Genomic DNA, 13,101 nt, shown 5'->3' with positions numbered 1-13,101 from the left:
GTGGTCAGAGGGCGCAGCCGACCAGCACCGGCTCGTTGACGAGCTCGATGCCGAAGCGCTCGAGCACCCCGTCACGAACCTCCCGGGCGAGGCCGAGCAGAGCGGCGGTCGTGCCGCCGCCGCGGTTGGTCAGGGCCAGGGTGTGCTTGGTCGAGAGCGAGACCTGCGCCCCGGGTCGGTCGAGGCCGAAGCCCTTGCCGAAGCCGGCGCGCTCGATCAGCCAGGCGGCGCTGGTCTTCACACTGCCGTCCGGCTGGGGGTACGACGGTGCGCCGGCCGGGAGGTCGGCGACGTCGACGAAGGGGTTGGTGAAGAAGGAGCCCGCGCTCCACGTGTCGTGGTCGGCGGCGTCGAGGACCATGCCCTTGCTCCGGCGCAGGTCCAGCACCGCCTCGCGGACGGCGGCGAGCGGCGCGCGCTCCCCCACCACGACGCCGAGCGTGCGGGCCAGCTCGGCGTAGGCGACCGGGGCCGACAGGGCGCCCCAGGAGAGCCGGAAGGTCACGTCGAGCACGAGATGGCGTCCGCTCCAGGCGTCGACCCGGTCCGCCTTGAACCGCGACTGGCGGTAGGAGAAGCCGCACTCCTCGGCGGCGAAGGTGCGCTCGCCGCGCAGGAGCCGGTCCCAGACCCGCACGGACGAGATCGTCTGGGCGACCTCCTGGCCGTAGGCGCCGACGTTCTGGATCGGGGTGGCGCCGGACGTGCCCGGGATGCCGGAGAGGGCCTCCACTCCGACCCAACCCTCGGCGACGGCACGCGCGACGAAGTCGTCCCACGGCTCACCGGCGGCGACCGTGACCGTCACCTCGTCCCCGGTCTCCACGACCCGCACCCCACCACCGGTCAGGTGGAGGACGGTGCCCGCGAAGCCGTCGTCGGCGACGACCAGGTTGCTGCCGCCGCCGACCAGGAGCAGCGGATCGCCCGCAAGGTCCGCCTCGCCGACAGCTTCGGCGATCGCCTCGGCGTCGGGGGCGACGACGTACCTGCGCGCCGGGCCGCCGAGGCGGAGGGTGGTGAGATCCGCCAGAGCGGGATCAGGCACGGACGAGGACCTTGGGCGCGCCCAGCACCTTGGTGCCGTCCGAGGTGATCTGCAGGCTCAGGGGGACCAGACCGTCGGCGTTGCGCTCGCCGACGGTGCCCTCGACCGTGATCCGGGCCGAACCGTCAGCGGGTACGACGACCGGCGCGACGAACTTCGCGCCGAGCTCGACGACCTCGGCCTCGTCGGTCCAGGTCGCGACGGCGCGGCCGACCAGCGCGAGGGTGTACATCCCGTGGGCGATCACGCCGGGCAGGCCGACCGCGCGCGCGATCTCCTCGTCCTGGTGGATCGGGTTGTGGTCGCCGCTCGCGCCGGCGTACGCGACCAGGTCGGCCCGGGTGATCTCGTAGGTCAGCGGCTCCAGCGCGGAGCCCGGCTCGAGGACGGTCACGACGCACCTCCGCGGTGGACGAGGGTGGCGGTGGCCGTGCAGACCACCGCGCCGGAGGCGTCGGTGATCTCGCTCGACGTGCTGATGATGTCGTTGCCGCCGATCGAGCGGACACCGGTGACGGTCAGGGTCGCGGTCAGCTCGTCGCCGACCACGACCGGGCGCTCGTAGCGGAAGCGCTGGTCGCCGTGGACGATCCGGGACAGCTCGACCTGCTCGGCGGCGAGGAAGTCCTGGAGGGCGGCGAAGGTGACCACGATGGGGAAGGTCGGCGGGACGCTCGCCGTCGCACCGCCGCCGATGGCCGTCGCGAAGGCGGTGACGGCCTCCGTCGTGACCGGCACCGGCGAGGTGGGCGGGAAGGCACGCCCGACCAGGGACGCGTCGATCGGCATGGGCCGACCCTAGACCGCGGGTTCGGCTACTCGCGAGTCCGTGAACGCCGAAGGCCCGCCTCCAGGGGAGACGGGCCTTCGGTGCGCTCGGCGAGCCGCTGGATCAGCGGGTCTCGCGGTGCGCGGTGTGCTTGCGGCAACGCGGGCAGAACTTCGACAGCTCGATGCGGTCGGGGTCGTTGCGCCGGTTCTTCTTGGTGATGTAGTTGCGCTCCTTGCAGTCCACGCACGCGAGCGTGATCTTGGGGCGAACGTCGCTGCTCTTGCTGGCCACAGGAAGTCCTGTGAGTTGCAGGTGGTGGTGCCGGGGTACTCGGTAGCGGGAACGGGGATCGAACCCGTGACCTCACGATTATGAGTCGTGCGCTCTAACCGTCTGAGCTATCCCGCCACGTGAGGAGGGCGCCCTCCGCGTCCCCGCCCAGGATGACCCCGGGCGAGAGGTGCGGCCGGCGCCCCATCTCAGAGCCCCTTTACGGAATCGAACCGTAGACCTTCTCCTTACCATGGAGACGCTCTGCCGACTGAGCTAAAGGGGCAACGGCGCAGAACGATACACGCGCGGGCCGGCGGCCAAAAATCGACGTCGCATTTCTGGATCCGGACCGTCCCTCAGTCCTGGATCCGGGCGAACGGGCGGGCCTGTTCGAGCTCGTAGGCGAGCTCGATGAGCACCGCCTCCTGGCCCGGCGCGGCCCCGAACATCATCCCCTGCGGCAGGCCGGTCGCGGTGCTCGCGAGGGGCAGCGAGACCGCCGGCGCGCCGGTGACGTTCTGCCAGGGCGTGAAGGCGACCCAGTCACGCAGCCGGGCCATGATGGTGTCGTAGTCCTGGCCCGGGTCGAGGTGGCCGACCTTCGGGGTCGCCGTCGCCAGGGTCGGCGTCAGCGCGACGTCGTACTTCTCGTAGTAGAGCTCGGCCTGGGCGTTGGCGCGCTTGAGCCGGGCGATCGCGCCCGGGAGGCGGTGCAGGTTGCGCCGCGCGTGGCGGGCCAGTCCGACGGTCAGGTTGTCGTGCCTGGAGCGGTCCCAGGTGCGTCCGTGGAACGCCCGGCCGCCGGTGAGGAGCGCCCCGGCGAGCATCGCCCAGTAGAGGACGAAGTCGTCGGCGAAGGACTCGGTGACAGGCGCGTCCGTCTCGGTCACCGTGTGGCCCAGCTCCTCGAGCAGGCTCGCGGTCTTCTCGGTCAGGGTCCGGGTCTCGGCGTCCGCGCTGTGCCCGGCACCGCTGGTGTTGAGCGCGATCCGCAGGCGGCGCTTGATGGGCCGGGTCAGGTCGCCGATCGGCGGCAGGTTGAGGTTGCGGTAGTGCCGCTCGGCCTCACGGCAGAACGCCGCGGTGTCGCGCACGGAGCGGGTGACGACGCCGTCGGAGACGATCCGGATCGGCATCTCGCGGAACTGCCGGTCCTGGGCCCATCGCCCGCGCGTCGGCTTCAGCCCGACGAGACCGTTGACCGCGGCGGGGATCCGGATCGAGCCGCCGCCGTCGTTGGCGTGCGCGATCGGTACGGCGCCGGCGGCGACGAGCGCCGCGGAGCCGGAGCTCGACGCGCCGGCGGTCCGCTCGGTGTCCCACGGGCAGCGGACGGCGCCGAGGCGCGGGTGCTCGGCCGAGGCGCTGAAACCGTACTCGGAGAGCTGGCTCTTGCCGAGCGCGACCAGTCCGGTCGCCAGGAACATCCCCGCGAAGTCGCCGTTCTGCTTGGCCGGACGCGGCTCCCATGCGTCGGTGCCCGAGCGGGTCGGCATGCCGGCGACGTCGACGTTGTCCTTCACCAGCGTGGGGACGCCGGACAGGAAGCCCGGGTGCGGGTCGCGGGCCTCGGCGCGAGCCCGGTCGAAGTCGGCGTACGCCATCGCGTTGAGCTCGCCGTTGACCGCCTCGATCCGCGCGATCGCGGCATCGACCGCCTCGGCGGCCGAGAGCCTGCCGGTGGCGAGGTGCTCGGCGAGGCCGACCGCGTCGAGATCGGCGAGGGCGTCGTCGGTGAAGGCATGCACGCGCATGCAGGGAACCTAGCGCCTGCTCGGTCTCCGCAATCCGCACGCTGCGATAGTCCCTGCCCGAAAGCACCGAAGACGGCCGGGTGGCCGTGCTTTCGGGCAGGGACTGTCGCAGCCGGGTCAGAACAGCACGAGCGCGAGGAGCGGGACGAGGAGACTCGTGATGAGCGCGGTCAGGCCCATCGCGAGGCCGGCGAAGGCGCCCTCGGTCTCGTCCTCGCGCAGCATCCGGGAGGCACCGACCCCGTGCGAGACCGCGCCCATGGCGAGGCCGCGGGCGCGGCGGTCCCGGATGTGCAGCAGGTTGAGCAGCGCGGGACCGATGACCGCGCCCACGATGCCGATGCCGATCGTGAAGACCGCGACGAGGGGCGCGATCCCGCCGAGCGCGTCGACGACCGCGATCGCCACGGGCGTGGTGGCCGCCTTCGGCGCGAGGGTCTTCTGCAGCGCCTCGTCGGCGCCCAGCGCACGGGCGATCAGCACCGCGGTGACGATGGAGGTCACCGCGCCGAGCACGAGCGCGACCAGCATCGGGACGACGAAGCCCTTGAGCCGGTCCGTCTGCCGATGCAGCGGGACGGCCAGGGCCACGGTCGCGGGACCGAGCCAGAAGGCGACCAGCTCCGTGGCGCCGCGGTAGTCGGCGTAGTCGACGTCGAGCACCGTGATCGCCGTGCCGACGACGGCGATCGCGACGAGGACGGGCTGCGCCAGTGCGTGGCCGCCCGTGCGCGTCCGGATCCAGCGGCCGGCCTGGTAGCCGGCGACCGTGAGGAAGAGGAGCACCAGCGGTGAGCGGGCCAGGTCGAGCAGGTCGTCCCTCACGCCGGGTCACCGAGGTCGTCGCGTGGCTTGCCGAGGAGGCGCTCCAGGCCGGTCGCCGTCCCTCCGACCACCGCGAGGCCGAGGAGCCAGGACCCGAGGGCGGCAGCGGCGATCGGCAGGGCGTGCTCGCCCACCAGACCGAGGTAGACGACGATGCCGACGCCGGCCGGGACGAAGAACAGCTGCAGGTGGTCCAGCAGGGCGGTTCCCGCGCGGACGATGGGTCCGTCGTCGCCGTACCGGCTCAGGCGCAGGACCACGAACAGCAGCAGCATGCCGACGACCGGCCCGGGCACGGCGACGTCGAGCACGCGCACGACCAGCTCGCCGAGCACCTGGAATCCCAGCAGCCAGGTCAGGCCTCGGATCACCGGCGCTCCCGCAGGCGGGCGTTCGGCAGGCCGGGTGCGGGGATCGGCCGCAGCGGCTGGTCGGGTACGACGCCGAACCGGCCCGGCGCGACAAGGCGGCTGTCCGCGACGACCGCGCCGTCGGCGCCGGTGATCTGCTGCTGCCAGGCAGCTCGGTAGGCGACGACCTCGTCATGGGTGCGGCCCACGAAGTTCCACCACATCACGATGGACTCGCCGAACGGCGGACCGCCGAGGAGCAGGATCCGTGCGCCCTCCGGGCCGGCGCCGAGGACGAGCTCGTCGGCGCCCGGCGGGACGTAGGCGAGGTCCGCGGCGCCCGCGTGCACGCCGTCGACGCTCACCGCGCCCACATCGACGAGGACGCCGTGCTCGAAGGACGGGTCGACCGGTGCCCGCAGCGTGGCCCCGGGGTCGAGCACGATCTCCGCGCCCAGCAGGGGCGTGAAGGTCGCGACGGGCGAGGTGTCGCCCAGCAGGGAGCCGAGGAAGACGTGCGCCCGCCACCCCTCGCCGCTGATCTCGCTCGGCGCGTAGTGCTCGAAGCCGGGGTCGGTCTCGCGCGCCCCGTCCGGGAGTGCCACCCACAGCTGGGCGCCGTGCAGGACCGAGGTCTGCGGCGTCGAGACCTCGGAGTGGCTGATGCCGCGCCCGGCGGTCATCAGGTTGACCTCCCGCGGGCGCACCGTCGCGACGTTGCCCGCGCTGTCGCGGTGCTCGATCTCGCCGGTGAACAGCCAGCTCACCGTCTGCAGACCGGTGTGCGGGTGGGGCGCGACCACCATGCCGCCGGTCTCGCTGACCGGATCGGGCCCGTAGTGGTCGAGGAAGCACCAGGCGCCGATCAGCGAGCGCTGCCGCTGCGGCAGCGTGCGTCGTACCGTCATCGCCCGAGGTCCGCCGAGGGGGACCTCCCGCGCCTCCATCAGCTCGACACCGGCAGCCTGCCGGCCCTCGCAGACCACCTCGTCGGGATCGGCATCCGGGTTGCTCATGCCGACCATCCTCTCGCGCCTGATCGATCCGGCGGTGGTCAGGCGCGGCCCGAACCCCGATTCCCCGATCGGCGACCCCTTTCGGCACTACATTGCTGGACACCCCCCGGTGCGCCGGCCGCACCGACGACTCGAGGAGAACGCATGTCCTTCAACCAGCCGCCTCCGCCGCCCCCTCCGGGCGGGCCGCCCCCGCCTCCGGGCGGGTACGGCGACCCGCAGCCGGGCCTCGGCAGCACTCCGACGGGCGTCCCGCGTCCGGCCGAGCTCCTCAACCGGTTCCTCGCGCGCCTCATCGACCACGTGCTGCTCGGCATCGTCTACGGCGTCATCTACACCGTGTTCAGCGGGATCTTCCTGTCCGGCTTCGTCCACTCGTTCGGCGAGCTGTTCCTGTTCTGGACGGTCACCGCGATCCTCCAAGCCGCGATCTACCTCGGCTACTTCGCCTTCATGGAGTCCAACTCCGGACAGACCGTCGGCAAGATGCTGATGAAGCTGCGCACCTACGGACCCGACGGCGTCAGCAAGCCGACCATGGAGCAGGCGCTCAAGCGCAATGCCTACTCCGCACTCGGCATTCTCAGCATCGTCCCGGTCATCGGCTGGTTCTTCCTCGGCTGGGCCGTCCCGCTGGCCGCGGTCATCTACATCGCGGTCACCCTCAACAACGACCAGCCCAACCACCAGGGCTGGCACGACAAGTTCGCCGGCGGCACCCGCGTCCTGCAGGTGGGCTGAGCGACCTGATCGGACCCGGCGTACGACGGGGCGTCCTCCTTCACGGAGGGCGCCCCGTCGCCGTTCCCGGTGCCCGAGACTAGGGTTCGCCCCATGGGCCTGCTCACCCCGCTCGCGATCAAGCTCGGCGCCCAGCCCTGGATGCCGCGGCTGCTCCCCCAGATCACCTGGACCGACCGACACCTGCAGCGCCTCACCGGCCGCCGGGTGAGCCTGGTCGGGCTCGCGGGGCTGCCGAGCCTGCTGCTGACGGTGAAGGGCCGCAAGTCCGGGATCCCGCGCTCGACGCCGCTGCTGTGCGTGCCGTGGCAGGGCGGCTGGCTGATCGCCGGATCGTCCTTCGGCGCGCCGAAGCCGCCGGTGTGGTCGGCCAACCTGCGTGCCGCCGAGACCGTCGAGGTCGACTACAACCGCCGCCACCACACCTGCACCTGGCGCGAGCTGACCGGGGCGGAGAAGCACCGGGCCTGGGCGCACATGGTCACCGTCTGGCCCAACTACGACAAGTACACCGAGTGGACCGACCGGGTGATCCCAGTATTTCTTCTCACGCCGCGGTAAGGGCAGGCTTGCTTTAGCCTTCCTCCATGGGGGAAGGCACGGCAGGTGCACAGGTCGCGGCGCGCATCGCCGACGACCTCGCCTGCCACGGCGACCACCCCGCGCTGCGGACGACGAGCGGGACGCTCAGCTATGCCGACCTGGACCGCCGGGTCACCGCGGCGCGCGAGGAGCTGGCGGCGCTCGGCGGACGCCAGCTCGTCCGCCTCCGGCCGGCCGCGACCGCGGACTTCGTCGTCGCCTGGCTCGCCACCCTGACGGGCGGACATGTGGGCCTGCTGACCCGGGACGACGGCCTGGCCCGCGCCTACGCGGCCTCCGCCGAGCACGACGGCCACGAGTGGCGCCGCACCGGCACCGCGGCGCCGGAGCTGCATCCTGCCCTGCGCCTGCTGCTCAGCACCTCGGGATCGACCGGCTCCCCCAAGCTGGTGCGGCTGTCGGCCGAGAACCTCGAGTCCAACGCGGCCGCGATCGCGTCGTACCTCGGGCTGACCGGTGACGACATCGCCCTCACCACCCTGCCCCTGGACTACTGCTACGGCCTGTCCGTGCTGCACAGCCACCTGCTCGCGGGCGCCACGGTGGTGCTGGACGACCGGTCCGTGACGGAGCCCGGACTGTGGGAGCGGGCCCGGGCGGAGGGCGTCACGTCCTTCGCGGGCGTGCCCTACACCTTCGACCTCCTCGGCGCCGCCGGCTGGCCCGAGCTCCCCACGCTGCGCCAGGTCACCCAGGCCGGCGGCCGGCTCGCCCCCGAGCGGGTCCGCACGCTGGCCGAGCAGGGGGCGCGCGAGGGCTGGGAGCTGGTCGTGATGTACGGCCAGAGCGAGGCCACTGCCCGGATGGCCTATCTGCCGCCCGAGCTCGCGACGACCCACCCCGGCTCGGTGGGCGTCGCCATCCCCGGCGGCGCGTTCCGGATCGACCCCGTCGCGGACGCGGGCCCCGGGGTCGGCGAGCTCGTCTACCGCGGGCCCAACGTGATGATGGGGTACGCCGAGGCGCCGGCCGACCTCGCCCGCGGCGCCGAGCTCGACGAGCTGCGCACCGGCGACCTCGCCCGCCTCACGCCCGACGGCCTCGTCGAGATCGTCGGGCGCCGGGCACGCTTCGCCAAGCTCTTCGGGCAGCGCATCGACCTGGACCGGGTGCAGACCCTCCTCGGTCTCGGCGGCCACGACGCCGGATGCGCCGAGTCGGCCGACGGGACGCATCTCGTCGTGGCCGTTCCCGGCTCGCCCGACGCCGCGACCCTGGCGGAGGTGGCGTCGGCCGCGGCCGCCGGGACCGGCCTGCCGACGCATGCGGTCCGCGTCGTCCCCGTGACGACCCTCCCGCGACTGCCCAACGGCAAGCTCGACCAGCAGGCGGTGGCCCGGCTCGAGCCTGCGCCGGTCGCCACGGCCGACTCGCCGACGGCCTCGATCGCCCGGCTCTACGGCCGGATCCTGGGGCACGCCCACGTCGGCCCCGACGACTCCTTCGTCAGCCTCGGGGGCGACTCGCTGTCGTACGTCGAGCTGTCGCTGCGGCTCGAGAGCCGGGTCGGCAGGCTCCCGGCCGACTGGCACCGACGCACCGTGGCCGAGCTCGCCGCCCTGCTCGACTCCCGCCCCCGGCCGACCCGGCGACGCCCGTCCTGGGCCCGCGTCGACACCACGATCGTGCTGCGGGCGCTGGCGATCGTGCTGGTCGTCGGCTCCCACACGAACCTGTGGGTGGTGCTGGGCGGGGCCCACGTGCTGCTCGCCGTCGCGGGCGTGAACTTCGCGCGCTTCCACCTCGCCGACGAGGGCCCCCGCGAGCGGGTACGCCGCGTGGCCCGCGCCGCCGCGCGGGTGGCGGTGCCGTCGGTGCTGTGGATCGGCGCCGTCGCGCTGCTGACCGGGCAGCCCGGCTGGCGCAGCGTGCTGCTCCTCAACGACGTGCTCGGCTCCCACGACTGGTCCGAGCCGGACTGGCACTACTGGTTCATCGAGGTCGTCCTGATCGTCGCCGCGGCCGCCGGCCTGCTGACCGCGGTGCCTCGGGTGATGGCCTTCGAGCGCCGGCACCGCTTCCCCCTCGCCCTGGGGCTGGCCGCGCTCACCCTCGTGCCCCGCTACGTCGCCGACCTGGCGTCGTACGACGGGGACGTCATCCACTCGTCGCTGTTCGTCGCGTGGCTCTTCCTCGGCGGCTGGGCCGCCGCGGTTGCCGGCGGTCGCCGCGACCGGGTCCTGGCGACCGCGGTCCTGCTGGCCGGCTGCTGCGGGTTCACGGGCAGCACGGCGCGGGACCTCCTGATCGCCGTCGGCGTCGTCGTTCTCGTCTGGGCGCCGAGCGTCCCGTGGCCGCGCCTGCTCGTCGGCCCGACCGGCGCGATCGCGAGCGCGTCGCTCTACGTCTACCTGACGCACTGGCAGGTCTACCCGTGGTTCGAGACCCGCTGGCCGCTCGGCGGTCTCCTCGTCTCGCTCGCCGTCGGGCTGCTCGCCTGGCAGCTCGTCACGCGCGTGTCGGCGTGGGCCGCACGCGTGTCCCTCCCCCGGCCTCACTACCCTCCCGTCCAACGAATCCGACAGGTTGCCCCATGACCCTCTTCCGTACCGGTCTCGCCATCGCGAGCCTCACCCTGGTCGCGCCCCTCCTGGTGGCGTGCGGCGGCGACGACGAGCCGAAGCTCGTCGTCTACAACGCCCAGCACGAGCCGCTGCTCGAGGAGCTCGCGCCGGCGTTCACCAAGGAGACCGGCATCGAGGTCGAGCTGCGCAACGGCAAGGACCTCGAGATGTCGAACCAGATCATCGCCGAGGGCAAGGCGTCTCCGGCCGACGTCTTCCTCACCGAGAACTCGCCGGCGATGTCGCAGGTCGAGGCCGCCGGCCTCTTCGACGAGCTGCCCGCCGGGATCCTCGACGTGATCCCCGCGCAGTACCGCCCCGTCAGCGGGCTGTGGACGGGCTTCGTGGCCCGCTCGACGGTCCTCGTCTACAACACCGACCAGGTCCAGGAGTCCGACCTGCCGGCGTCGCTGCTCGACCTCGCGAAGCCGGAGTGGAAGGGGCGGATCTCGTTCTCCCCCACCGGTGCGGACTTCCAGGCCATCGTCGCCGCCGTCCTCGAGCTCGAGGGCGAGGAGGCGACCCGGGCCTGGCTCGAGGGCATCAAGGCCAACGGCAAGGTGTACGACGGCAACAACCTCGTGCTCGAGGCGGTCGACTCCGGCGAGATCGAGGTCGGCATCGTCTACCACTACTACTGGGAGCGCGATCGCAAGGAGAACGGCGACGTCAGCGACCAGAGCGCCCAGCACTACTTCGCCGGCGGCGACCCGGGCGCCTTCGTGAGCGTCTCCGGCGCCGGCGTGCTGAAGTCGAGCGACATGAAGAAGGAGGCCCGCGAGTTCGTCGAGTTCCTCGTGAACCGGGAGGGCCAGCAGGTCCTCGCCGACAGCTACGCACTGGAGTACCCCCTCAACCCGGAGGTCCGGCTCGAGGGCGTGACCAAGCCGTTCAGCGAGCTCCAGCCGCCGCAGGTCAACGTCTCCGACCTGGACGCCGAGACCGTGGTCGACCTGATGACCGAGGTCGGCTTCCTCTGACCATCCGTACGTCGAGCCGCTCGACCCCCGCCCTCCTCCTCGTCGGCCTGGCCATCGCCGGGCTCGCCCTGGTGCCGCTCGGCTACGTCCTGTGGACCACCGCCGAGCTGGGCCGGGCCGAGGCGGTCGACTTCCTGTGGCGCCCCCGCATCGGGGAGCTGCTGTGGAACACGAGCCGGCTGCTGGTCGCGGGGGTGCTGACCAGCGCCGTGGTCGGGGTGGCGGGCGCGTGGGTGGTCGAACGGACCGACGTACCGGGCCGGGGGTGGTGGCACGGCCTGCTGTGCGCGCCACTCGCCGTGCCCGCGTTCGTCAACGGCTTCGGCTGGGTGTCGACGACGCACGCGGTGCAGTCCTACCCGGGTGCGGTGATGGTGGTGACGCTGTCCTACTACCCGCTCGTCTACCTGCCGACGGTCGCCGCGCTGCGCCGCCTCGACCCGGCCGTCGAGGAGGTCGCGACCGCGCTGGGCAAGGGGCCGTGGCAGGTGTTCCTCCGGGTCACGCTGCCCGCGATCAGCCCTGCCGTGCTGGGCGGCGCGCTGCTGGTGGGGCTGCACCTGCTGGCGGAGTACGGCGCCCTTCAGCTGCTCAACTACCCGACCCTGACCACGGCGATCCTGCAGCAGTACGCCACCGTCTTCAACGGGCCCGAGGCGACCCTGCTGGCGCTGGTGCTGGTGACGTTCTGCCTGCTCCTGCTGGGCATCGAGCTCCTGCTGCGGGGGCGCCGACCGCGCTCGCGGGTGGGCGCCGGCGCGCGCCGGGAGTTCACGCCGATCCGGCTGGGCCGGGCGCGGCTGCCCGTCGTCGCCGGGCTCGGGGGGCTGGCGCTGTGGGCGCTCGGCGTCCCCCTCGCCAGCCTGGTCCGCTGGCTGGTGCGCGGCACCTCCACTGGCATCGAGGGCGGCGAGCTGGCAGAGGCGCTCGGCAACACCCTCCTCCTGGCCGTCCTCGCCGGACTCCTCACGACCGCCGCCGCGGTCCCCGTCGTGTGGCTCGCCGTACGCCACCGCGGACTGGTCACGACCGCCATCGAGCGCAGCGTCTACACGGCCAGCGCGATGCCCGGGATCGTGATCGCGCTGGCCCTGGTGACCGTCTCGATCCGCGCCGTGCCCGACCTCTACCAGACCCTGGCGCTGCTCCTGGCGGGCTACCTGATCCTGTTCCTGCCCCGTGCGGTCGTCAGCGTCCGCGGCACCTTCGAGCTGGTGCCGCCCGGCCTCGAGGAGGTCGCCCGCAGCCTCGGCTGCGCCGGCGCCGAGGTCGCCCGTCGGGTCACGCTGCCGCTCGTCGTACCCGGGCTCGCCGCGGGCGCGGCCCTCGTCGCCCTCGCCGTCTCGACCGAGCTGACCGCGACCCTGCTGCTCGCCCCGATCGGCACCGACACCCTCGCGACGAAGTTCTGGTCCGACGCCTCGTCCATCGCGTACGGCGCCGCCGCGCCCTACGCGCTCGCTCTCATCGTCCTGTCCGTCCCGTCCACCTGGCTGCTCGCCAGGCTCAGCTCCAGGGGGCACTGATGACCGCACTCGAGATCCGCGGCCTGCAGGCCGGCTACGGCCGCACCACCGTGCTGCAGGGGCTCGACCTCCGCGTCGCGTCCGGCGTCACCGCGATCCTGGGGTCCTCGGGGTGCGGCAAGACCACCCTGCTGCGGGCCGTCGCGGGCTTCGTCGAGCCGAGCGCCGGCACCATCGACGTGGCCGGGCGCCGGGTCGTCGACCGTGGCCGCGAGCATGCACCCGGCGGCGCGCGCAGCGTGCCCGCGCGCAGCCGGGGGATCGGCTACGTCCCGCAGGAGGGCGCCCTCTTCCCCCACCTCAGCGTCGCCCGCAATGTCGCCTTCGGCCTGCCGCGCGCCCGACGGCGCGACGCTGCCGCCGTGGTCGACGCGGCCCTGGAGCTGGTCGAGCTCGACCCGGCGCTGGCCCGCCGCTATCCGCACGAGCTGTCCGGAGGCCAGCAGCAGCGCGTCGCCCTGGCCCGCGCGCTGGCGCCGAGGCCGGCGCTGGTGCTGCTCGACGAGCCCTTCTCCTCGCTCGACGCCTCGCTGCGCGAGGAGACCGGGCGGGCCGTGGTCCGCGCCCTGCGGGCGGCCGACGCGGCCGCCGTCCTCGTCACCCACGACCAGGGCGAGGCGCTCTCGCTCGCCGACCAGGTCGCGGTCAT

The 13,101-nt window shown here is 73.1% G+C and carries 14 protein-coding genes and 2 tRNA genes; 6 read left to right on the top strand and 10 right to left on the bottom strand.

What is annotated here, in order from left to right:
- Window positions 1-4 precede the first annotated feature (4 nt).
- From FHP29_RS19720 to FHP29_RS19675, 10 genes are all read right to left on the bottom strand, one after another.
- Window positions 5-1,048, bottom strand: coding sequence for a UDP-N-acetylmuramate dehydrogenase (locus FHP29_RS19720; RefSeq protein WP_139624563.1), 1,044 nt, complete (start codon window positions 1,046-1,048; stop codon window positions 5-7).
- Window positions 1,041-1,442 carry a MaoC/PaaZ C-terminal domain-containing protein gene (locus FHP29_RS19715; protein WP_139624562.1) on the bottom strand — a complete coding sequence of 134 codons (402 nt, stop codon included), beginning with the start codon at window positions 1,440-1,442 and terminating at the stop codon, window positions 1,041-1,043. The genes FHP29_RS19720 and FHP29_RS19715 overlap by 8 nt, the downstream gene beginning before the upstream one ends.
- On the bottom strand, window positions 1,439-1,837 hold the full coding sequence (locus tag FHP29_RS19710) for an FAS1-like dehydratase domain-containing protein (RefSeq protein WP_139624561.1): 399 nt from the start codon (window positions 1,835-1,837) through the stop codon (window positions 1,439-1,441). The genes FHP29_RS19715 and FHP29_RS19710 overlap by 4 nt, the downstream gene beginning before the upstream one ends.
- 103 nt (window positions 1,838-1,940) lie before the next feature.
- Complete coding sequence (gene rpmG / locus FHP29_RS19705; protein ID WP_028654832.1) at window positions 1,941-2,111, bottom strand: 50S ribosomal protein L33; 171 nt, start codon at window positions 2,109-2,111, stop codon at window positions 1,941-1,943.
- A gap of 43 nt (window positions 2,112-2,154) precedes the next feature.
- Window positions 2,155-2,228, bottom strand: a tRNA-Met gene (locus tag FHP29_RS19700).
- A gap of 75 nt (window positions 2,229-2,303) precedes the next feature.
- A tRNA-Thr gene (locus FHP29_RS19695) sits at window positions 2,304-2,376 on the bottom strand.
- Between the two features lie 73 nt (window positions 2,377-2,449).
- Window positions 2,450-3,847 (bottom strand): amidase, encoded by a 1,398-nt coding sequence (locus FHP29_RS19690; RefSeq protein WP_139624560.1) that lies wholly within the window; start codon window positions 3,845-3,847, stop codon window positions 2,450-2,452.
- 117 nt (window positions 3,848-3,964) lie between these two features.
- Complete coding sequence (locus tag FHP29_RS19685; protein ID WP_205014284.1) at window positions 3,965-4,672, bottom strand: LrgB family protein; 708 nt, start codon at window positions 4,670-4,672, stop codon at window positions 3,965-3,967.
- Window positions 4,669-5,043: a CidA/LrgA family protein gene (locus FHP29_RS19680; RefSeq protein ID WP_139624559.1), complete on the bottom strand. Its 375-nt coding sequence runs from the start codon at window positions 5,041-5,043 to the stop codon at window positions 4,669-4,671. The genes FHP29_RS19685 and FHP29_RS19680 overlap by 4 nt, the downstream gene beginning before the upstream one ends.
- Window positions 5,040-6,038 carry a pirin family protein gene (locus tag FHP29_RS19675; protein WP_139624558.1) on the bottom strand — a complete coding sequence of 333 codons (999 nt, stop codon included), beginning with the start codon at window positions 6,036-6,038 and terminating at the stop codon, window positions 5,040-5,042. Before FHP29_RS19675 ends, FHP29_RS19680 begins: the two co-directional genes overlap by 4 nt.
- A gap of 144 nt (window positions 6,039-6,182) precedes the next feature.
- Between FHP29_RS19675 and FHP29_RS19670 the strand changes: the two genes are divergently transcribed.
- From FHP29_RS19670 to FHP29_RS19645, 6 genes are all read left to right on the top strand, one after another.
- Window positions 6,183-6,779 (top strand): RDD family protein, encoded by a 597-nt coding sequence (locus tag FHP29_RS19670; RefSeq protein WP_139624557.1) that lies wholly within the window; start codon window positions 6,183-6,185, stop codon window positions 6,777-6,779.
- Window positions 6,780-6,872: 93 nt separating this feature from the next.
- The gene (locus FHP29_RS19665; protein ID WP_139624556.1) at window positions 6,873-7,340 is read left to right on the top strand and encodes a nitroreductase family deazaflavin-dependent oxidoreductase; all 468 of its coding nucleotides are present in this window, start codon (window positions 6,873-6,875) and stop codon (window positions 7,338-7,340) included.
- Between the two features lie 26 nt (window positions 7,341-7,366).
- Entirely contained in the window at window positions 7,367-9,919 is a 2,553-nt protein-coding gene (locus FHP29_RS19660; RefSeq protein ID WP_139624555.1) for a non-ribosomal peptide synthetase, read from the top strand.
- On the top strand, window positions 9,916-10,926 hold the full coding sequence (locus tag FHP29_RS19655; RefSeq protein ID WP_139624554.1) for an iron ABC transporter substrate-binding protein: 1,011 nt from the start codon (window positions 9,916-9,918) through the stop codon (window positions 10,924-10,926). Before FHP29_RS19660 ends, FHP29_RS19655 begins: the two co-directional genes overlap by 4 nt.
- A gap of 71 nt (window positions 10,927-10,997) precedes the next feature.
- Window positions 10,998-12,452 carry an ABC transporter permease gene (locus FHP29_RS19650; protein ID WP_240044624.1) on the top strand — a complete coding sequence of 485 codons (1,455 nt, stop codon included), beginning with the start codon at window positions 10,998-11,000 and terminating at the stop codon, window positions 12,450-12,452.
- Window positions 12,452-13,101 (top strand): ABC transporter ATP-binding protein (locus FHP29_RS19645; protein WP_139624897.1); only part of this gene is annotated, 650 nt, incomplete at its 3' end. The genes FHP29_RS19650 and FHP29_RS19645, both read left to right, overlap by 1 nt.

It is taken from the genome of Nocardioides albidus (genome assembly GCF_006335005.1).
In the GTDB taxonomy this organism is placed as follows: domain Bacteria; phylum Actinomycetota; class Actinomycetes; order Propionibacteriales; family Nocardioidaceae; genus Nocardioides; species Nocardioides albidus.
The sequence above is the reverse complement of the archived record's forward strand: the minus strand, read 5'-3'. Positions and strand labels throughout refer to the sequence as shown.

Bases quoted from the DNA above. Each gene is read 5' to 3' on its own strand.
- FHP29_RS19710 (WP_139624561.1), bottom strand. From the start codon at position 1,837: ATGCCGATCGACGCGTCCCTGGTCGGGCGTGCCTTCCCGCCCACCTCG.
- FHP29_RS19690 (WP_139624560.1), bottom strand. From the start codon at position 3,847: ATGCGCGTGCATGCCTTCACCGACGACGCCCTCGCCGATCTCGACGCG.
- FHP29_RS19675 (WP_139624558.1), bottom strand. From the start codon at position 6,038: ATGAGCAACCCGGATGCCGATCCCGACGAGGTGGTCTGCGAGGGCCGG.
- FHP29_RS19670 (WP_139624557.1), top strand. From the start codon at position 6,183: ATGTCCTTCAACCAGCCGCCTCCGCCGCCCCCTCCGGGCGGGCCGCCC.
- FHP29_RS19665 (WP_139624556.1), top strand. From the start codon at position 6,873: ATGGGCCTGCTCACCCCGCTCGCGATCAAGCTCGGCGCCCAGCCCTGG.
- FHP29_RS19660 (WP_139624555.1), top strand. From the start codon at position 7,367: ATGGGGGAAGGCACGGCAGGTGCACAGGTCGCGGCGCGCATCGCCGAC.
- FHP29_RS19655 (WP_139624554.1), top strand. From the start codon at position 9,916: ATGACCCTCTTCCGTACCGGTCTCGCCATCGCGAGCCTCACCCTGGTC.